The sequence below is a fragment of the Variovorax paradoxus genome (genome assembly GCF_902712855.1).
GTDB classification, from domain to species: domain Bacteria; phylum Pseudomonadota; class Gammaproteobacteria; order Burkholderiales; family Burkholderiaceae_C; genus Variovorax; species Variovorax paradoxus_Q.
In genome coordinates this window covers 925008-943715 of sequence record NZ_LR743508.1, presented here as the reverse complement: position 1 = coordinate 943715, position 18708 = coordinate 925008, and the positions used below count along the sequence as shown (strand labels likewise).

Sequence of the window (18708 nt, the reverse complement as noted above, 5' to 3'; positions counted from 1 at the left end):
TGCACAAGGTATCGGTATCTCTGCATCATCGTTGCTCCGAACAAGGCCACGCCGCACCTTGCCCTCGTCCAAAGCCCCCGCTCCCCTCGCCCGCCCGGCCACCATGGCCGACGTCGCCGCGCGCGTCGGCGTGTCGAAGATGACCGTCTCGCGCGCACTCAACCGCAGCGCGAGCAGCGACCGCGTGACCTCCGAGGCACTGCGGCAGCGCATCCTGCAGGCCTGCGAGGAGATGGGCTACGTCATCGACCAGACCGCACGCACCTTCTCCAGCAAGCGCTCGGGCTTCGTCGCGGTTCTGATCCCGTCGCTCAACAACTCGAACTTCTCCGAAACCGCGCAGGGCATCACGGCCGCGCTGGAAGCACGCGGCCTGCAGGTGCTGCTGGGCTACACCGACTACCGCGTGGAGACCGAGGAGCGCCTGCTGCGCGCCATGCTCGCGCGCCGGCCCGAAGGCGTGATCCTCACCGGCGGTGCGCACACGCCCGCCGCGCGCGCCATGCTGCAGGCCGCGGGCGTGCCCGTGGTCGAGACCTGGGACCTGCCGGCCGAGCCCATCGGCCATACCGTCGGCTTCTCGAACGCCGAAGCCGCAGCGGCGATGGTGCGGCACCTGCACGGCAAGGGCTACCGGCGCATCGCCTTCATCGGCGGGACGTCGAACCGCGACACACGCGGTGCCGACCGGCAGGCCGGCTATGCGCAGGCCATCCGCGAACTGGGCCTGCCCGACGGCCGCGTCATCAGCTTCGGCCAGCCGCCGATCTCGATGGCGCAGGGCGGCGAAGCCATCGTGCAGCTGGTGCGGCAGTGGCCCGATGTCGACGCCGTCATCTGCGTGTCCGACCTGTCTGCCTTCGGGGCGCTCATGGAATGCCGGCGCCGTGGCTGGGAAGTGCCGGGCCGCATCGCCATCGCAGGCTTCGGCGACTTCGAGGTGGCGCGCGCCTGCCATCCGCGCATCACCACCGTGGCGGTCGACTGCGAAGGCATCGGCCGGACCGCGGGCGAACTGCTGCTGCGCATGATCGACGGCGCGCGCGAAGGCCGGCGGCCGCCTGCCGAAACGGTGCTGATCCCGTTCCGCATCGAACAGCGCGAGAGTTCCTAGCTTCCGAGCGTAAGCCCGCTCGCCTTGCCATTCTTCAGCATGAGTTCGAAGCGCATGCGGGGCCCGTCGACCAGCACCTGCAGCGCGAGCCTCGCCTCGAGGTTGTCGGCCGCCAGGTGCATGCCCTTCCATGTTGCCGCGGCATCGCGCACCGACAGCGAAGCGATCTCCGCGCCGAGCCCGCGGCCGACCGCGTCGGAGCGCAATGCGATCGCGTTGCGTCCTTCTTCATGCCCCTGCAGCCGCACCTGCAGGCCCGGCATCGCGAACAGTCCGTCGCCGAGCCGCAGCTCGCCCGACAGCGCGGTGCGCCCCATCAGCACGCGTGCCTGCTCCGTCAGCCCCTGGCCCAGGCCGGCAAGGCCCTGGCGAAGCATCGACTCTGCGAATGCCTGCAGCTGCAGCTTGCCGCGCTCGGAGACCCACGGGCTCAGCAAGGCGCCGCGCCGCTCGAATTCCACGCCCGCGAGCGGCGCCGACTGGAACTGGTACAGGTAGCTGCGCCCGTTCGGCGCATCGACGTAGAGGCCCATCCGGCTCACGCCCATGCGCGAGTCGGGCCCGACGTGCTCGACGGTCGCGTCGTTGAAGTCGATCAGCCCGTGCCGTACCGGCACCGTCACGTCGGCGTCGAACAGCAGGTGCGCATCGGTGATCTGCGCGCGGATCGTGCCGTCGGCCTCGCCGAGCGGACCCAGCTTCCAGGCGTCGGGGGCCGCGGCATCGGGCGCGGGCGCCGCTTCCCTGGAGGCATCCTACACCTGCCGGACTTCGGCAGGCAAGGTGAAAGGTCCGTGCAGCTTCCAGTCCGAGAACTCGATCCCGCGCGCCTCGGCGGAAACCAGGCGCGGCCTGCCGGCCTCGACGCGCAGCTGCGCGGCCAGCTCATGGACCGCGATGCGGCCGAGCTCCAGCACGAGCGGCCCCGAGGCCAGCCGCAACGACGAGGCCTCGAAACCGCGGACCTGCACGCCGATCGCGCCATCGGCGCCTGGCTGCCAGCTCACGCCCTCGAGCGTGCAGCGATTGGCCGCGGTCCTGTCGGCAGACCCGAGCTGCAGCCCGAGCACGAGATCGATGAGAGAGGCCGCGAGCGAGACGGTCATGCAGTGTTTCTAGCAGACATGGGCATCGCGCGCGAAGTTCGGTGCGCACGGCACCTCTTTGGATGCCATCGGCCGAAGCCGAGCCCGACGCATCCGGCATCAGCTTTTTCCGGACGCGAGACCGCGCGCTCCCCGCGCGTTGCCGCGGAACACGAGCACCAGCGCGGAGATCAGGAAGTACACCGCACCGACGCCCGCATAGCCGACGACCGTCTGGAGCACGGGCGCGCCGTTGCCCTGCTGGGCCACGAAGAATCCGCCCGCCAGCGCGGACTGGGCGCCGCTCAGCATCATCACCCACTGCCCGCTGTTGTCCTTGCGGCGGCGGATGGCGGCCGCGAGTTGCAGCAGGCCCGCCACGATGGCCCAGGTGCCGAAGATCGCCAGGGCGATCTGCCATGCGAACGCGAACGAGGCCGCGACGGCGAGCGTGACCAGCGAGCTGATCCAGATGTTGAGCGCCTGCGCCGGATTGGCCCTGGCGCCGCCCGTCATCCTGACGTCCAGCAGATTCGCAAGGGCATCCCACGCGGGGTAGATGATCAGCAGGCCGGTCGCGAGCACCGGCGAATGTTTGGCGAGCGTCAGGGACAGCGCCACCCACGCGAAGGAGAAGGCGGCGCGGACGAAGTAGAGCTTGCGCAGCCAGGCAGCGCGCAGGGAGGGGTCGGGCAGAAGATCGGACATGACGGTGGACATGGCATTGGCGGCGGAGGCCGCAAGTTGGAAAAGACGGGATGCAACGATTCTTTTCCTCCGCGGCAATACCCGGTATCGGTCGAATGACCGACACGCGCGGGCCGGCCGGGCGGGACTGTGCGATGCTTTGCGGCCCGCCGCAGCGCCTTCCCCGCCCTCATGTCCGACGACACGACCATCACCGTTTTCGACGCCGTCCGCGCGCTGGCCTTCATCGGCGACCTGAGCATGGGCCAGCCGACCGACCATTCGCTGCGCACGGCCTGGCTCGCGGGAAGGATCGCGGCGCAGGCCGGGTGCGACATGCCGCAGGTCGAGGCCGCGCAGCATGCCGCGCTGCTGCGCTGGTCGGGCTGCACCGCCAATGCCCAGGAGTTCGCCGATTTCCTGGAAGACGATGTGCTGGGCCGGCAAGCCCTGCTCGCGGCGCCGGCCCCGCGCATGCGCGAGCCGCACCGCGGTGCGGCGCTGCCCGACGCCGTGCTGTCCATGGCCAGCATCCACTGCGAGATCGCCGGCGACATCGCGAGCACCCTCGGGTTGAGCGGCGACACCGAGGCGGCACTGCGTGCGGTGTTCGAGGCCTACGACGGCAGCGGCATTCCCGGCCTGCTTCGGGGCGCGGACGTTCCGCTCGCGACCTATGTGGTGGCGCTGGCGAGCGATCTCGAGATCTTCGGCCGCCTGTACGGCATCGGCCAGGCGCTCGCGCTGGTGCGCGGGCGGGCCGACGGTCTCTACCCGGCCGCGCTCGTCGATGCCGTTTTGCCGCATGTGCCGGCATGGGCGCAAGAGCTCGACGCTCCCGTCGCGCCATGGACCGATGCCGCGGGCCAGCCCGCCTCGATGCACCGCCGCATGGGCCTGGAACTGGTCGCCGACGTGATCGACCTCAAGCTGCCCTGGATGACGGGCTATTCGCGCCGCGTGGCCCGCCTGGCGCGCGATTGCGGCGCACGGCTCGGACTGGACGAGGCGGCTTGCCACCGCACGTACAAGGCCGGTCTGATCCACGGCATCGGCCGCGCCTCGGTGCCCAACGCCATCTGGAACGCGCCGGAACCGCTGCCCGCCGCGTCGCTGGAACGCGTGCGGCTCGTGCCCTACTGGACTTCGCGCGCGGCCGGGCAGATCGACGGCCTCGCCGCCGAGGCCGAGATCGCTTCCTTCGCCTTCGAGCGGCGCGACGGCTCGGGCCACTTTCGCGGGCGCTCCGGTGCGTCGATGCCGCTGGAGGGCCAGGTCGTCGCCGCGGCGCAGCAGTGGCTGTCGCACTGCACGCGCCGTCCATGGCGATCCGCACTGACGCAGGCGCAGGCGATCGAGCGCATGACGCTGGACGCCGAGGCGGCGCGCTTCGACCGTGAAGTGATCGAGGCGCTGGTCGCCTGCGTGATGCCGGGCAGCCCGCCCAGGCCGGTCGCGGCGGCCCAGGGCGACGCCGCCCTGTCGCAGCGCGAGCTCGAGGTGCTGCGCTGCATCAGCCAGGGCGACAACACCAAGGAAGTCGCCCGTGCATTGGGAATCAGCCCGAGCACGGTGCGAACGCACGTCGAGCGCGTGTTCCAGAAGCTCGGGTGCACGACCCGCGCGGCCGCCACGCTGAAGGCAGCGACCCGCGGGCTCATCTAGCGATCCGGCGCGCGCGCCGCTTTGCCCCTGCGCCGGACGCGGGCAGCGTCTTGAGCCGGCAACCTGCAGTGCAGAGAATCCGCACTTCGCTCATCGGCGCGCCTTCCGGGCGCGGCGGAGCATTCGTTCGTGCATGGAGATGCCATGAGCCAGTTCCGCGAACGCCAGCGCGCCATCGCTGCCGTCGTGACCTGCAACGCGCTGGAAGTCTTCGACTTCGTCACCTACGCGTTCTTTGCCGTGCAGATCGTGGGCGCGTTCTTCCCGTCGACGCAGCCGCAGGCCGGGCTTCTTCTTTCGGTGGCAGTGTTCGGCGTGGGCTTCATCGCGCGGCCGCTGGGCAGCGTGGTCATCGGCTACTACGCAGACCGCGCGGGCCGCAAGCCGGCCCTGCTGTTGACTGCCGTGCTCATGACCATCGGCACCCTCGGCCTGGCGCTGACGCCTTCCTACGCGGCCATCGGTTTTGCCGCGCCCATGCTGGTGGTCGCCTGCCGCCTGGTGCAGGGATTCGCGCTCGGCGGCGAGATCGGCCCTTCGACGGCCTTCCTGCTGGAAATCCCGGATGAGCGCCGCGCCTGGTACGTCTCGCTGCAGTTCGCGAGCCAGGGCGTGGCCACGGTGCTCGCGGGGGCGATCGGGGCGGCGCTGTCCGCCGCACTGGGTGCGCAAGCCATGGCGGCGTGGGGCTGGCGCGTTCCCTTCGCGCTCGGTGCGCTGATGGTGCCGGTCGCGCTCTATCTGAGGATGGCCATGTCCGAAACGCTGGCCGCCGCGCCGGCGCCCGGCCCCGCACGGGCAGCAACGCCCACGACCCCATGGCGCCCGGCGTATCTGGCGCTGGGCATCTGCGTGGTGGCGGGCGGCACGGTCGCCACCTATGTCGGCAACTACATGGCGACCTATTCGACGACGGTGCTCAGGCTGCCGACCACCGCCGGCCTGCTGGCCACCATGGCGGTCGGCCTCGCGACGATCGCGGGCGCGCTCGCGGGCGGACGCCTTGCCGACAGCGTGGGCCGATGGCCGCCCATGTTCTGGCTGCGGCTGGCCGTTGCGGTGGCCACGGTGCCGGCGTTCCTGCTGCTCCTGCGCAGCCCGGACGTGGCGACGCTGCTGGCCGTCTCGGCCGTCCTGGCGTTCCTCAACACCGCGAGCGGCAGCGGCGCGCTGACCGCGCTCTGCGAGCTTTTCCCGCCACAGCGCCGCGCCACCGCGTTGGCCATCGTCTATTCGGTGGGCGTGTCGCTGTTTGGAGGCTCGACGCAGTTCGTGGTGACCTGGCTCATCGGCACCACCGGCAACCCGGTCGCGCCCGCGTGGTACGTGATGGCCGCGAACTGCGTGGCGGTACTGGCGACGATGTTCGTTCCGGAGACGCGCCCCGCACAGAGCCGGCGCCCGCGGGTTGCCAGCGTCTAGCGGCCGGCCCCCGGCAGTGCCGCGCCAGGCTCATGGCCGCGTGTCGGTGCGGCTCTCGCGCCCGTAGGCCCGGATGAAGGTGCCGACGGCCTCGCTGATCCACTGGTCGATCTGCGCGGCCGACGGTGCGGCATCGGGGTGCGTGAGGCACTGCAGCTGCGGCTCGCCCCGCACGAGGTTGATGAAGAGCCGGGCCGCGCCGTCGCGGCCGAGTTCGCTGAGATCGATATCGCCTGCCGCTGCAGCGCCGACGAGGTGCTCGGCCACCATCCCGGCCACGGCCTGCGGACCCGCCACGTAGAACCTGCGCGCGAGGTTCGGAAAGCGCGGTGCCTCGCCCACCACCACCCGGAACAGCGACAGGCCCGTCGGCGAGAGCACCACGTCCAGATAGGCCCGCGCGAGGTCCGTGAGCGTCTCGCGCAGCTTGCCGGGGCGGATCTCGGCGCGACGCATCGCGGCCGTGAAGGCCGCGCATTCGATCTCGACCACCGCGGTGAACAGCGCCTCCTTCGTCGGGTAGTGCGCATACACCGTCGACTTCGACACGCCCGCCTCGCGCTGGATCATGTCCGTGGTCGCCGCGCTGAAGCCGTGGGTCAGGAACACGTGGCGCGCGGCGCTGAGCACGGTGTGCGCCTTCGCGCTGAGCTCGGAGCCGGTGACCGAAACAGAAACGGATGGGCTGGCGGGTGTACGTGGCATCGGATGTGTCGGGGGTTGCGTTCGGCTGCGTACATCGATTATGCTACCGTACCGCTCGGTACAGATTTGAATTAAGTTGGACCTGGAGATCGAAAATCCAAAGGTGATAGATCCTTCTATTTCTTCTTTCCCTTGTACCGCTCGGTTCGATAACCTAGTCTTTTTACGTCCACCGCAAGGTTCAAATGATCTGCCCGTCGATTCTTTCCAGATGCCGCCTGCGTGCGGCGGCGGCGGCGTGCGGCACCCTGCTGCTGACAGCAGGCTGCGCCGTGGGCCCGGAATTCGTTCCGCCCGACAGCGGCCTTCAGGCGATCGAGATGACCCCCTCGGCCGAGCTTGCCGACCTCGCCGGCAGGGCAGCGCCTTCCGCAGCGGCCGTGCCCGCCGACTGGTGGACGCTGTTCAACGACGCCTCGCTGACCGCGCTGCAAACCCGTGCGCAGGAAGCCAACCTCGATCTGCAGGCCGCCGCCGAGCGCATCGAACAGAGCCGTGCGCTGCTGGGCATCGCCTCGGCCGAGCTGCTGCCGACCGTGGGCGTCGGCGCCAGCTACGCACGCGAGGCGCTCAGCGAGCACGGCAAGTTCGCCGCACTCGGCGCGCCCTCCACGCCCAGCGATTTCTGGCAGCTCGGGTTCGATGCCAGCTGGGAAATCGACCTGTGGGGCCGCGCGCGCCGCGTGCGCGAAGGCGCCGATGCTTCGCTCGACGCGGCACGGTACGACCGCGAAGCGGTTCGCGTGAGCCTGTCTGCCGAAGTCGCGCGCACCTACCTGCAACTGCGCGGCACGCAAGCCGAGCTGGGCATCGCCGAGCAGAACCGCGCTGTGGCGGAACGCACGCTCGGCCTCGCGGAGAGCCGCGAGCGCAACGGCATCGCCACACGCTTCGAGACCTCGTCCGCGCGTGCGCAGCTCGCCACCGTGAAATCGCTGGTGCCGGAGCTGACCCAGCGCCGCAACGCCCTGATGAACGCGCTGGCCTTGCTGGTCGGCGCGCCGCCGCGCACGCTCGACACGCAACTGCGCCATGCCATGCCCCTGCCTGCGCTGCCCGGCGAGGTGCCCGTGGGCATGCCGTCGGAGCTTGCGCGCCGGCGTCCGGACATCCTGCGCGCGGAGGCGCAGCTCCATGCGGCCACGGCCGACGTCGGCGCGGCGAAGGCCGATTTCTATCCGCGCGTCGGCCTGCGCGGGCGGGTCGGACTCGAGGCCTTCGAGTTGGGCGACCTCGACAGCTGGGACTCGCGCTTCTTCTCGGTCGGCCCGACGGTCTATCTGCCGATCTTCCAGGGAGGCCGGCTGACGCAGCGGCAGGCGCTGAGCGAGGCGCGGCAGAAGACCGCGGCGCTGGCCTACCGGCAGACGGTGCTGCGCGCATGGCACGAGGTCGACAACGCGCTCGACGCCTGGGCGGCCCAGCTGCGCCAGCACGACGAGCTGCAGATCGCCTTCACCCAGAACAGCGAGGCGCTGCGCGTGGCCGAGCGCGGCTACCAGGAGGGCGCTTCTGACTTCCTCAGCGTGCTGACCGCACAGCGCAACCTGCTGCAGAGCCAGACCGCGCTCAACCGCAGCGCCACGAACGCCACGCTCACCCTCGTGAGCCTCTACAAGTCGCTGGGCGGCGGCTGGTCATGAGCAGGCTGCGTCCCATGGTCGGGCTGCTCGGCATCTTCCTTGCCGCGATGATGGCCGGCCTGAACAACCGCGTCGGCACGCTCGCGCTGGGCGACGTGCGCGGCGCGCTCGGCTTCGGCCTCGACGATGCGTCCTGGATCTCCACCGCCTACACGGCCGGCGAGATGATCGCGATGCCGTTCGCGGCCTGGTTCGCGATCACGCTCTCGGTGCGCCGCTTCCACCTGTGGATGCTCGGCACCTGCACCGTGCTGGCGGTGGCGCTGCCCTTCGTGCAGGACCTCGGCCTGCTCATGGCACTGCGCTTCGTCCAGGGCATCGCGAGCGGCACGCTGATCCCGATCCTGATGATGGCGGCGCTGAAGTTCCTGCCGCTGAACCTGCGGCTGCACGGCCTCGCGCTCTATGCCATGACGGCCACCTTCGCGCCCAATCTCGCCATCTGGCTGGCCGGGCAGTGGACCGACCGGTTCTTCGACTGGCGCTGGGTGTATTGGCAGATCGTGCCGCTGGCGATCGTCTCCGGCGGGCTCGTGGCCTGGGGCCTGCCGCGGGAGGCGATCCAGCCATCGCGTTTCCGCCAGGCCAACTGGGCCGGCATGACGCTCGGCATCGCGGCACTCGTCCTGATCACGGCGGGACTCGACCAGGGCGTGCGGCTGGACTGGTTCCGCTCGCCCGGCATCGCGGTCGCGCTGGTCGCCGGATTCGTGCTGCTGTTCGTCTACCTGCTCACAGAGTGGTATCACCCGGCGCCTTTCCTCAAGCTGCAGATCATCGGTCGCCGCAACCTGGCACTGGGCTGCTCGCTCTTCGTGATGCTGCTGGTGGTGCTGCTGTCGGGCTCGGCCCTGCCGGCCGGCTACCTCGGGCAGGTGCAGGACTACCGCGCGTCGCAGACGGCATCGATCGGCCTGAGGGTGGCCCTGCCGCAGCTCGTGCTCGGCTCGATGGTGGCGCTGCTGCTGTATCGGAAGTGGGTCGACGCGCGCTGGGTTTTCTCGTGCGGACTGGCACTGATCGCGCTCGCATGCTTCCAGGGCGCCGGATTGACGGCCGACTGGAACCGCGACCAGTTCGCCGCCGCGCAGGCCCTGCAGGCCATGGGCCAGCCGATGGCCGTGGTGTCGATGCTGTTTCTCATGACCAGCGTCGTGCAGCCCGCGGAAGGGCCCTTCATCTCCGGCACGATCAACACGCTGCGCGCCTTCGGCTCGCTGCTCGGCGGCGCGGTCGTGGGCGAGCTGACCACCGTGCGCGCGCGCTTCCATGCCGAGATGCTGCTGGACCAGGCCGGACTGGCCGGCGCCGCATCGTCGCCGGACCGGCTCGCGGCCATCGTCGGCCAGCAGTCGCAGGTGCTCGCGACGGCCGACGCCTACCGCGCGCTCGGCGTGCTCGCACTTCTCATGATCCCGGTCGTGCTGCGCATGACGCACATTCCCGCGCCCGGCTCCGGTGCACCGGCCGCACCGCCGACACGCGCCCCCAGTTCATCAACCTCAACCGGATAGCAGCCATGGCACTACCGAAAACAGCCAGGATCGCCAGCGCCGCGCTGCTGCTCGCCGTCGCCGCCGGCAGCGCGATCTACCTCAACCGCCCCGCCTCGAGCGCGTCGACCCAGTCGACGGACGACGCCTACGTGCAGGCCGACTTCACGACCGTCGCACCGCAGGTATCGGGCAACGTCGACAAGGTGCTGGTCGAGGACAACCAGCGCGTCAAGGCGGGCGACCTGCTCGCCACCATCGACGATCGCGATTTCGTCGTGGCGGTCAGCGCGGCCAGGGCCCAGGTCGACAGCGCGCGCGCCAACGTTGCCGGCCTGCAGGCGCGGCTGGTGCTGCAGGAAACGGCGATCCGCCAGGCGCAGTCCGCAGTGAAGGCGGACGAGGCTTCGCTGGCGCTGGCCCACACCAACCAGGTGCGCTACCGCAACCTGGCCGCGGACGGTTCGGGCACCGTGCAGGCACTGCAACAGGCCGATGCGCAACTGAGCATCCAGCAGGCCGCGCGCGACAAGGACATCGCGGGCCTGCAGGCCGCGCGCCAGCAGGTGGACATCCTGAAGTCGGACATCGAGAAGGCGAAGGCCGCGCTCGCCCAGGCGCAGGCGGGGCAGGCGGCGGCCGAACTCAAGCTGTCCTATACGCGCATCGCCGCGCCCATCGATGGCATGGTCGGGCAGAAGGCGGTGCGCGTCGGCGCGTTCGTGAATGCGGGCAAGCCGCTGCTTGCCATCGTCCCGCTCGATGCGGTGTACGTGGCGGCCAACTTTCGCGAGACCCAGCTGGCGCGAGTACAGGCCGGGCACCGCGTCGACATCGAGGTGGACGCCCTGCCGGGCGAGCGGCTCAAGGGCACGGTGGAGAGCCTCGGTCCTGCGAGCGGCGTGAGCTACTCCGCGGTCGCGCCGCACAACGCCACCGGCAACTTCACGAAGATCGTCCAGCGCCTGCCCGTACGCATCCGCATCGAGCCGGGCCAGCCTGCTGCGGCAAGGCTGCGCGTCGGCATGTCCGTGACGCCGACGATCCATGTCGAGGAACAGCGAGGGTGAGCGGCGCAGCCGGCGCCGTGGGCATCGGCGTCGCGAACGCAGCGAACTGCTTCCGGTTTGAGCGGGCGGCGCCGGCCGCTCAGGAGGCCGTCCAGGCTCTCTCGCTGCGAGGCAGGGACGTCATCGATCCGATGCACAGCGAGAACTCGTGGCTCCATCGCGGCTCGCGCGCGCACGGCTGCGTGCGGATGCCGGGCCCTGTTGCCGACTTTGCTGGCTTTCCGCGAAGACGGGCGCTGTGTATCCGCTGCAGGTCTACCTGCCGGCCTCCTACGGAAGCGGCTCGGCGTCGTACCCCGTGAACTACGCGATGGACGGCGACGCCATCTTCAACCCGCCCGCCACGCGCTTCGCGAATTTCAGGGACATCCTGGAGCGGCGCGGCACGCAGGCCGTGCTGGTCGGCATCGGCGGCACCTCGCGCCGCGAGCAGGACTACCTGCTCCCGGGCGCCAACGCGTACCACGACTTCCTCACGCAGGAGCTGGTGCCGTTCATCGAGTCGAAGTACCGCGCCGACGCCGCGAAGCGCATGCTCACCGGCCTGTCCCTCAGCGGCAGCATGGCCGGCGTCGCGCTCTTCCTCGAGGGCGCGAGCGGCAGCCTGACCTTCTCGTATTTCCTGTCGTTCGAAGGCTCGTTCGACTCGCAGACCGCGCAGAACAACGACCTCGAGCAGAAGATGCACGACGCCTGGGGCAGCAAGGCGCTGCCGGCAACGCTGATGCTGACGCGCTGCGACAACCCGCAGGAGTGCAACTTCGGCAACGTCGATGCGATGTACAAGCGGCTGCAGGCGCGCGCGTACCCGGGCTTCGTGCTGACGGAGACGACATACGGCACCACGCACGTGGCCACCGACATTCCCTCGTTCACCGATGCGATGGCGAAGCTGTTTCCATGAGCGCCGGAAAGGTTCCGCTGGCAGATGGCAACTTCCTGAGGGCGGTTGCGGGTTCCGGAACGAGGGTTTCACCTCTGCGGTTGCTGCAGCGCAACAACTAACTTGTGGTTTGAGGTGCTGCGGGTTCAAGTTGCGGCTCGCCGCGTTCGAAGCACCGTGTTCGTATCCGTTGCGAAGATACAGACCCGCAGCACCTCACCCCCGCAGGTTCAGGCCGTCACGGCCGCCCCGCCCGCATCCGCGAAATCGATCAGCACCTTCATCGCCTTGCGGCGGTCGCTTGCCAGTTCGAAGGCCTGCCGCGCCTGCAGCATCGGGAAGGTGTGCGACACCACCGGCGACAGGTCGACGCGCCCTTCGTTGATGAGCCGCACCGCGAGCGCGAATTCGGCATGGAAGCGGAAGGAGCCGCAGATGCTGAGTTCCTTGGCCACCACCATGTTCTGCGGAATGCTCACGTCGCCGCCGAGGCCCAGTTGCACCACCACGCCGCGCGGGCGCATCACCTCGAGCCCGTCGCGCAGCGCGCGCTCGTTGCCCGAGCACTCGAGCATCACGTCGAAGGTGCCCTTGTCGGCCGCATGGCGCGACACCCAGGTCCTGTCCTGCGCAGCGTTGATGACATGGTCGGCCCCCATGGCACGCGCGACGGCGAGCGGCTCGTCGACCACGTCGGTGGCGGTGATCTCCGCGGCACCGTGCGCGCGCGCCGCCGCGATGGCCAGCACGCCGATCGGGCCGCAGCCCGACACCAGCACGCGCCTGCCCAGCAGCGGCCCGGCGCGCGACACGCCGTGCAGCCCCACCGAGAATGGCTCTGCCAGCGCGGCCAGGCGAAGCGGCACATGCTCGGCCACCTTCACGCACTGCGTGGCCTCGCACAGCAGCATGTTGCGGAACGCGCCCTGCACGTGCGGCGTTCGCATGGCGCTGCCGTAGAAGCGCATGTCCAGGCACTGGTTGGGCAGGCCCTCGAGACAGAACTTGCATGCGCCGCAGGGACGGCTCGGATTGACCGCCACCTTGTCGCCGATGCGCACGCTGTCGACGCCGGGCGCCACGGCCACCACGGTGCCGGCGACCTCGTGGCCCAGCACCATCGGTTCCTTGATGCGCACGGTGCCGAAGCCGCCGTTGTGGAAGTAGTGCAGGTCGGAGCCGCAGATGCCGCCCATGCCGACCTTCACCAGCACCTGGCCGGGGCCGATCTCGCCGGCATCCTGTTCGTCCAGCCGCAGATCGTCGGGGGCGTGGATCACGAGGCACATGCAACGCAGACGCATGATGGTTCCTTCTGCTTTCTGTTCAGACGACGGGAGTGACCAGCGGCCGGCCCGCGAAGTGGGCCTCGAGGTTGCGGCGCACCAGCTCGCCCATGGCGCGGCGGGTCTGCCCGGTGCCGCTGCCATGGTGCGGCGTGAGCACCACGTTGTCGAGCGCGGCGAAGCGCGGGTCGATGCGCGGTTCGTTCAGGAACACGTCGAGCGCCGCGCCGGCGATGCTGCGCGACGCCAGCGCCTGCAGCAGCGCGGCTTCGTCGACGGTGCTGCCGCGCGACACGTTCACCAGCCATCCTTGCGGGCCGAGCGCGCGCAGCACGTCGGCATCGACGATGCCGCGCGTGGCCTCGCCGCCGGGCAGGATCACGATGAGCACGTCGCACCAGCCGGCCATGGCCGCGAGGCTTTCGAAATGGCGGTTCGGGCTGCCGGCCTTCGGCGTGCGGCTGAAGTAGCCGATCTCCACATCGAAACCCGAGAGCCTGCGCGCGATGGTGCTGCCGATGCGGCCGAACCCCGCGATGCCGATGCGCTGGCCGAACACCCGCGTTGCCAGCGGCATCGGGCCGTCGGCCCATGCGCCGCTGCGCACGAAACGGTCGCCCGCCGCGATGCTGCGTTGCAAGGCGAGCGTCAGGCCCACGGCGAGGTCGGCCACGTCGCCGTTGAGCACGTCGGGCGTGTTGCTCACGCGGATGCCGCGCGCGCGGCATGCGGCGAGGTCGATGGCGTCGGTGCCCACGCCGTAGCAGGCGACGAGTTCCAGCCGCGGCAGGGACGCGATCAGCGCGGCGTCGGCGCCGAGCTCGCCTTTCGTGGCGATGGCGCGGATGTCGGCCGCATGCGCGGCGACGAAGGCGGCCCGGTCGGGCGCTTCCCAGAGGCGATGCAGCGTGTACGACGCCTGCATGGGCGCCATGTCCCATTCGGGGTAGGCGCCGGTCATCAGCACGTGCGGGGAGGATGCGGAAGCAGTCAAGCGGATGTCTCCTGCGGGGGAGGTGAACGGATTCCCGGGAACGGCCGGCGACGCCCGACCAGATACCGGTAACCTTATCGCAATGCACTCGGGGCGTGCAACGCACGTTTCACCGGTTGACGCGCCAACCAGATACCGGTAACGTGAAAAAGCCATTCCCATTTCGCCGCAGGAGCTTCCCTTGAAACTGTTCGACCTTTCCGGGCGCACCGCGCTCATCACCGGCTCCAGCAAGGGCATCGGCTTCGCGCTGGCCGTGGCACTGGGCAACGCGGGCGCGCGCGTGGTGCTGAACGCACGCGACGCCGTGGCCCTCGACGCGGCGCGCGACGCACTGCGTGCCCAGGGCATCGCAGCCGAATCGATGGCCTTCGACGTGACCGACGCCGCGGCGGTGGAAGCCGGGGTGGCCGCCATCGAGAACGGCATCGGCGCCATCGACATCCTGGTGAACAACGCCGGCATGCAGCACCGCGGCCCGTTCGCCGAGTTCCCGATCGACGCGTGGCACAGGATCACCACCACCAACATCGACAGCGTGTTCCTCGTGGGCCGCTTCGTCGCGCAACGCATGGTCGGGCGCCAGCGCGGCAAGATCATCAACGTGTGCTCGGTGCAGAGCGAACTGGGACGCCCCGGCATCGCGCCCTACGCGGCCACCAAGGGCGCGGTGAAGATGCTCACCAAGGGCATGGCCATCGACCTGGGCAGGCATGGCATCCAGGTGAACGGCCTGGGCCCGGGCTACTTCAAGACGGAACTCACCCAGGCGCTGGTGGCCGACGAGGCTTTCACGGGCTGGCTCTCGGGCCGCACGCCCGCCGGGCGCTGGGGCGAGGTGGAAGAACTGGGCGGTGCGGCCATCTTCCTGGCGTCGGACGCGTCGAGCTTCGTCAACGGCCACATCCTGTATGTGGACGGCGGCATCACCGCGAGCCTCTGACGCCGCGGCCCGGCGAAGGCCGTACGGTGTTCAGGCCCGAGGCGCTTTCTTCGGCCGCGACTTCCTGATCGCCTTGGCCTTGCTGCCCCTGGCGACCGTGCCAGCCTCGGCAGCCTTGGCAGCCTTTGCGCCCTTGACCGGCGGCGGCCTTTTCTTCTTCGGCGGCATCTTGCCGTCGAGGTCCGCGAGCTCCCACACGCCCCCCGCGGCCGACACCAGCGCATGCGCGCTGTTGATCAGGCCCACGTGCGAGAACGCCTGAGGAAAGTTGCCGAGCTGACGCTGCGCCACCGGGTCGTATTCCTCCGCGAACAGGCCGAGGTCGTTGCCCAGCGCGAGCAGCCGCTTGAACAGTGCGCGCGCCTTGCGCAGCTTGCCCATGGCCACGTACACGTTCGCCAGCCAGAAGCTGCATGCCAGGAATGCGCCCTCGCCGCCCTGCAGGCCGTCCACGCCCTTCTCGGTGCGGTAGCGGTAGACCAGCCCGTTGAAGATCAGGTCCTTCTCGATGCGCGCGATGGTGCCTTGCACACGCGGGTCGTGGATTGGCAGGAAGCCGATCAGCGGCATCCACAGCAGCGCCGCATCCACCGTGTCGGCGCCGTAGTACTGCACGAACGAATTGCTCGCCGCGTCGAAGCCGCGCGCGCACACCTCCTCGTGGATCCGGTCGCGCACCTCGCGCCAGTGCTCGACCGGGCCGTCCAGCCCGTACTCGGTCGCGCTAGCGATCACGCGGTCGAAGGCCAGCCAGCACATGATCTTCGAATGCACGAAGTGACGCGGCTCGCCGCGCACCTCCCACAGGCCGCAGTCGGGCTCCTTCCAAAGCGTCGCCAGCTGCCTTGCGATCGCGCGCTCCAGCGGCCACACCTTGTCCATGTCGGGCAGGCCCGCGCGCCGCGCCGCGTGAAAGGCGGCAATGACCGAGCCGTACACATCGAGCTGGCGCTGCCCGTGTGCGCCGTTGCCGATGCGCACCGGCTTGCTGCCCTCGTAACCCGGCAGCCAGCCGAGTTCGAGCTCGGTGAGCGAGCGTTCGCCATGCAGGCCGTACATCACCTGCAGCTCCTCGGGCGAGCCGCCCACCGCGCGCATCAGCCACCAGCGCCAGGCGCTGGCTTCCTCCACATAGCCGGAGCCGATCAGCGCATACAGCGTGAGGGCGGCATCGCGCAGCCAGCAGAAGCGGTAGTCCCAGTTGCGTTCGCCGCCCGGCAGCTCCGGCAGCGAGGTGCTCGGCGCCGCCACGATGCCGCCGGTAGGCTCATAGGTGAGCGCCTTGAGCGTGAGCAGCGAGCGCATCACCGGCTCGCGGAACTCGCCCTGGTAGCCGCAGCGGTCGGTCCATTCGCTCCACTCCGCCACGGTACGCGCCAGCAGCGCGTTGGCGTCGCGGGTCACGGGTGGCTTCAGGTGCGACGGAAACCATTCGAGGCTGAAAGCGATGGACTGGCCGGCAGACACACTGAAGTCGGCGCAGCTCACGAAGTTCTCGTTGACCAGCGGCACGCCAGAGCTGATGCGCACCGCATCCGGCCCCGCCGTGGCATATATCGCGCCGTGGCGTCGGTCCATCCACGGGCACCACTCGCCGTAATTGAAGCGGATTCGGAACTCGGTGTGCATGGCCACCGTGCCGCGCACGCCCTTCACGATGCGCACCACCTCGTGCGTGCCGTCCATGTCGGGGCGCGGCATGAAGTCGGTGACGGTGGCGATGCCCTTGGCCGTGTGGATGGTGGTCTCGAGCACCACGGTGCCGGGCAGGTAGCGCCGCGTGATGCGCGGCTTGCGTCCGTTCGCGCCGCGCGCGCGCATCGTCCAGTGGCCGTTGCGCTTGTCGCCGAGCAGGCTGGCGAACATGGCGGCCGAATCGAAGCGCGGCAGGCACAGCCATTCGATGTCGCCCTCGCGGTGCACCAGCGCCGCACTGTGGGCCGAGCCGATCAGCGCGTAGTCGCCGATGGGGCGCGACGAATGAGGCCTGGGAAGAGTTTTTCTGGATGGCTTTGGCAAGGGAACGAGCCTCGCCGTTCCCTTCGCGCCCGTTTGCCAGCCGGGAGCGCGCGTCGTTGACAGACAACGTCGATCGGCAGGCGGCCAGCCCCTTTGCCGGCCAGCGCGACGCCAGAAACGGTGTGACCTCTCCCTAGAGCAGGTCCTTCAGCTTCGCCCGCAGCCGGCTGATCGCCTGGCTGTGCAGCTGGCACACGCGCGACTGGCTCACCTCGAGGATGGCGCCGATCTCGCGCAGGTTCAGTTCTTCCTCGTAGTAGAGGTTCAGCAGCAGCTGGTCGCGCTCCGGCAGCGCCGAGATGGCGTCCACCAGCTGGTGCCGGAAGCCGCTCTCGAGCAGTTGCTCCAGCGGGTCGTCGCTGCCGCGGCGGTCCTGCCGCGCGTCCTGCGCGTGCATGTCGAGGAAGGGGTTGTCGGGCTCGTCCTTGGAGAAATCCTCCACGTACAGCAGCTGGCAGCCCTGGATCTCCTGCAGCAGCGACTGGTAGGCATCCAGGTCCATCTTCAGCTCCTTGGCGATCTCGCCTTCGGTGGGCTGGCGCCCGAGCTTGTGGCCCAGCGCGTGGATGGCTTTCTCGACGCCGCGCGCCTGCTGCCGCAGGCCGCGCGAGCCCCAGTCGCTGGCGCGCAGCTCGTCGAGCATGGCGCCGCGGATGCGCTGGCTGACGAAGGTCTCGAACTGTGCGCCGCGGTTGTCCTGGTAGCGGCTGGAGGCGTCCAGCAGGCCCAGCATGCCGGCCTGGATGAGGTCGTCCAGCTCCACGCTGGCAGGCAGCTTGGACATCATCTGCAGCGCGATGCGACGCACCAGCGGCTGGTGCTGCGCCAGCAGGTGCGATTTGTCGATGGTTCCCTGTGCGGTGTACACGGCCGTCCTTTTTTTGCGTTGTTGCGCTTCGACGGGTCAGGCCGCCAGCGGCATGGCCGTGCGCCATGGCCAGCGGCTCGTGTCGTCGGCGATGCGCCGGAAGTCCACGGCGGCCGGGCTGGCGGGGAAGGCCTCGGCGATGGTCTGCTTCAGCCGCCACGCATCGGCGATGCGCGGGTCGAAGCGCACCATGCCGGCCGGCTGCAGCGACAGCGCGAGATAGCGGCTTCCCGCATTGGCGAGGTTGTTCATGATCTGCTGCGCGGCCACGATGTCGACCACGCCGTTGATGAGGAAGCGCAGCTGCTTCAGGCCGTGCGCGTAGTGCAGGTTCTTGATGCCCGCGTAGGCGGAAGTGACCGATGCGGGATGCGGCTTCAGCACCAGCAGCAGGTCGTCTGCGGACTGCGCGAGCGGCGACAGCCGCCCCTCGCGGTCGAAGGCCGCGTCGACGATGACCACGCCGTCGTGCCACAGCGCGCGCGGATCGGTGGATTCGTGCGCCACGCCGGGCGGCGCCGGCAGCACGTGCACGCCACTGGGTGCCTCGACCTCGGCGCTGCCGAGCGCGAGGCGCCCCCCCGCCACGTCGGCCAGGTTGCCCAGCGGATCGATGGCCCAGACGTCGCAGGCCGAGCCTTCCTTCGGGCAGTGCTCGTCCAGCAGCAGCACGCGGCGGCCCTGCTGTACCAGCGCCACGCCCAGGTTCATCGCGGCGGTGGTGCCGCCGGCGCCCTGCCCCATTCCCGCCACGGCAATCACGCGCGTGGGCGTCGGCGCCAGCAGGCGCCGCAATCCGTCCGCCTGGTCGGCAACCAGCTTGCTCATTGC

General features: G+C 69.9%; 17 protein-coding genes. 8 read left to right on the top strand and 9 right to left on the bottom strand.

Going from position 1 to position 18708, the window contains the following annotated elements:
* Positions 1 to 103: 103 nt before the first annotated feature.
* Entirely contained in the window at positions 104 to 1114 is a 1011-nt protein-coding gene (locus AACL56_RS30980; protein WP_339093998.1) for a LacI family DNA-binding transcriptional regulator, read from the top strand.
* On the opposite strand, the gene AACL56_RS30975 is transcribed toward AACL56_RS30980, so the two are convergent.
* The 3 genes from AACL56_RS30975 to AACL56_RS30965 form a co-directional block, all read right to left on the bottom strand.
* The gene (locus tag AACL56_RS30975) at positions 1111 to 1737 is read right to left on the bottom strand and encodes a hypothetical protein (protein ID WP_339093996.1); all 627 of its coding nucleotides are present in this window, start codon (positions 1735 to 1737) and stop codon (positions 1111 to 1113) included. The genes AACL56_RS30980 and AACL56_RS30975 overlap by 4 nt on opposite strands.
* Positions 1738 to 1869: 132 nt before the next feature.
* Positions 1870 to 2220, bottom strand: coding sequence for a hypothetical protein (locus tag AACL56_RS30970; protein WP_339093994.1), 351 nt, complete (start codon positions 2218 to 2220; stop codon positions 1870 to 1872).
* Positions 2221 to 2319: 99 nt separating this feature from the next.
* Positions 2320 to 2919 (bottom strand): DUF308 domain-containing protein, encoded by a 600-nt coding sequence (locus AACL56_RS30965; protein WP_339093992.1) that lies wholly within the window; start codon positions 2917 to 2919, stop codon positions 2320 to 2322.
* Between the two features lie 159 nt (positions 2920 to 3078).
* On the opposite strand from AACL56_RS30965, the gene AACL56_RS30960 reads away from it, so the two are divergent.
* Positions 3079 to 4551 (top strand): HD domain-containing phosphohydrolase, encoded by a 1473-nt coding sequence (locus tag AACL56_RS30960; protein WP_339093990.1) that lies wholly within the window; start codon positions 3079 to 3081, stop codon positions 4549 to 4551.
* A 144-nt stretch (positions 4552 to 4695) separates the two neighbouring features.
* Positions 4696 to 5973, top strand: a complete 1278-nt coding sequence (locus AACL56_RS30955) for an MFS transporter (protein ID WP_339093988.1) — start codon at positions 4696 to 4698, stop codon at positions 5971 to 5973.
* 30 nt (positions 5974 to 6003) lie between these two features.
* Here AACL56_RS30955 and AACL56_RS30950 read toward each other — a convergent pair whose 3' ends face one another.
* Positions 6004 to 6678, bottom strand: a complete 675-nt coding sequence (locus AACL56_RS30950; protein ID WP_339093986.1) for a TetR/AcrR family transcriptional regulator — start codon at positions 6676 to 6678, stop codon at positions 6004 to 6006.
* Positions 6679 to 6863: 185 nt separating this feature from the next.
* Between AACL56_RS30950 and AACL56_RS30945 the strand changes: the two genes are divergently transcribed.
* The 4 genes from AACL56_RS30945 (at position 6864) to AACL56_RS30930 (ending at position 11788) form a co-directional block, all read left to right on the top strand.
* The gene (locus AACL56_RS30945; RefSeq protein WP_339093984.1) at positions 6864 to 8321 is read left to right on the top strand and encodes an efflux transporter outer membrane subunit; all 1458 of its coding nucleotides are present in this window, start codon (positions 6864 to 6866) and stop codon (positions 8319 to 8321) included.
* Positions 8318 to 9835, top strand: a complete 1518-nt coding sequence (locus AACL56_RS30940) for an MFS transporter (protein WP_339093982.1) — start codon at positions 8318 to 8320, stop codon at positions 9833 to 9835. Before AACL56_RS30945 ends, AACL56_RS30940 begins: the two co-directional genes overlap by 4 nt.
* 5 nt (positions 9836 to 9840) lie before the next feature.
* Positions 9841 to 10884, top strand: coding sequence for an HlyD family secretion protein (locus tag AACL56_RS30935; RefSeq protein ID WP_339093980.1), 1044 nt, complete (start codon positions 9841 to 9843; stop codon positions 10882 to 10884).
* Between the two features lie 148 nt (positions 10885 to 11032).
* Entirely contained in the window at positions 11033 to 11788 is a 756-nt protein-coding gene (locus tag AACL56_RS30930; protein WP_339093978.1) for an alpha/beta hydrolase, read from the top strand.
* 209 nt (positions 11789 to 11997) lie between these two features.
* Here AACL56_RS30930 and AACL56_RS30925 read toward each other — a convergent pair whose 3' ends face one another.
* Positions 11998 to 13071: an L-idonate 5-dehydrogenase gene (locus AACL56_RS30925; protein WP_339093976.1), complete on the bottom strand. Its 1074-nt coding sequence runs from the start codon at positions 13069 to 13071 to the stop codon at positions 11998 to 12000.
* A gap of 22 nt (positions 13072 to 13093) precedes the next feature.
* Complete coding sequence (locus AACL56_RS30920; RefSeq protein ID WP_339093974.1) at positions 13094 to 14047, bottom strand: 2-hydroxyacid dehydrogenase; 954 nt, start codon at positions 14045 to 14047, stop codon at positions 13094 to 13096.
* A gap of 181 nt (positions 14048 to 14228) precedes the next feature.
* On the opposite strand from AACL56_RS30920, the gene AACL56_RS30915 reads away from it, so the two are divergent.
* Positions 14229 to 14990, top strand: coding sequence for an SDR family oxidoreductase (locus AACL56_RS30915; protein WP_339093972.1), 762 nt, complete (start codon positions 14229 to 14231; stop codon positions 14988 to 14990).
* A gap of 30 nt (positions 14991 to 15020) precedes the next feature.
* On the opposite strand, the gene AACL56_RS30910 is transcribed toward AACL56_RS30915, so the two are convergent.
* The 3 genes from AACL56_RS30910 to AACL56_RS30900 form a co-directional block, all read right to left on the bottom strand.
* The gene (locus AACL56_RS30910; RefSeq protein ID WP_339093970.1) at positions 15021 to 17009 is read right to left on the bottom strand and encodes a glycoside hydrolase family 15 protein; all 1989 of its coding nucleotides are present in this window, start codon (positions 17007 to 17009) and stop codon (positions 15021 to 15023) included.
* Between the two features lie 133 nt (positions 17010 to 17142).
* Positions 17143 to 17877: an RNA polymerase sigma factor FliA gene (locus tag AACL56_RS30905; protein ID WP_339093968.1), complete on the bottom strand. Its 735-nt coding sequence runs from the start codon at positions 17875 to 17877 to the stop codon at positions 17143 to 17145.
* A 36-nt stretch (positions 17878 to 17913) separates the two neighbouring features.
* Positions 17914 to 18705 carry a flagellar biosynthesis protein FlhG gene (locus AACL56_RS30900; protein ID WP_339093966.1) on the bottom strand — a complete coding sequence of 264 codons (792 nt, stop codon included), beginning with the start codon at positions 18703 to 18705 and terminating at the stop codon, positions 17914 to 17916.
* Positions 18706 to 18708: the final 3 nt, after the last annotated feature.

Bases quoted from the DNA above. Each gene is read 5' to 3' on its own strand.
- AACL56_RS30900 (WP_339093966.1), bottom strand. From the start codon at position 18,705: ATGAGCAAGCTGGTTGCCGACCAGGCGGACGGATTGCGGCGCCTGCTG.
- AACL56_RS30950 (WP_339093986.1), bottom strand. From the start codon at position 6,678: ATGCCACGTACACCCGCCAGCCCATCCGTTTCTGTTTCGGTCACCGGC.
- AACL56_RS30965 (WP_339093992.1), bottom strand. From the start codon at position 2,919: ATGTCCACCGTCATGTCCGATCTTCTGCCCGACCCCTCCCTGCGCGCT.
- AACL56_RS30935 (WP_339093980.1), top strand. From the start codon at position 9,841: ATGGCACTACCGAAAACAGCCAGGATCGCCAGCGCCGCGCTGCTGCTC.
- AACL56_RS30980 (WP_339093998.1), top strand. From the start codon at position 104: ATGGCCGACGTCGCCGCGCGCGTCGGCGTGTCGAAGATGACCGTCTCG.
- AACL56_RS30945 (WP_339093984.1), top strand. From the start codon at position 6,864: ATGATCTGCCCGTCGATTCTTTCCAGATGCCGCCTGCGTGCGGCGGCG.
- AACL56_RS30955 (WP_339093988.1), top strand. From the start codon at position 4,696: ATGAGCCAGTTCCGCGAACGCCAGCGCGCCATCGCTGCCGTCGTGACC.
- AACL56_RS30970 (WP_339093994.1), bottom strand. From the start codon at position 2,220: ATGACCGTCTCGCTCGCGGCCTCTCTCATCGATCTCGTGCTCGGGCTG.
- AACL56_RS30925 (WP_339093976.1), bottom strand. From the start codon at position 13,071: ATGCGTCTGCGTTGCATGTGCCTCGTGATCCACGCCCCCGACGATCTG.
- AACL56_RS30940 (WP_339093982.1), top strand. From the start codon at position 8,318: ATGAGCAGGCTGCGTCCCATGGTCGGGCTGCTCGGCATCTTCCTTGCC.
- AACL56_RS30960 (WP_339093990.1), top strand. From the start codon at position 3,079: ATGTCCGACGACACGACCATCACCGTTTTCGACGCCGTCCGCGCGCTG.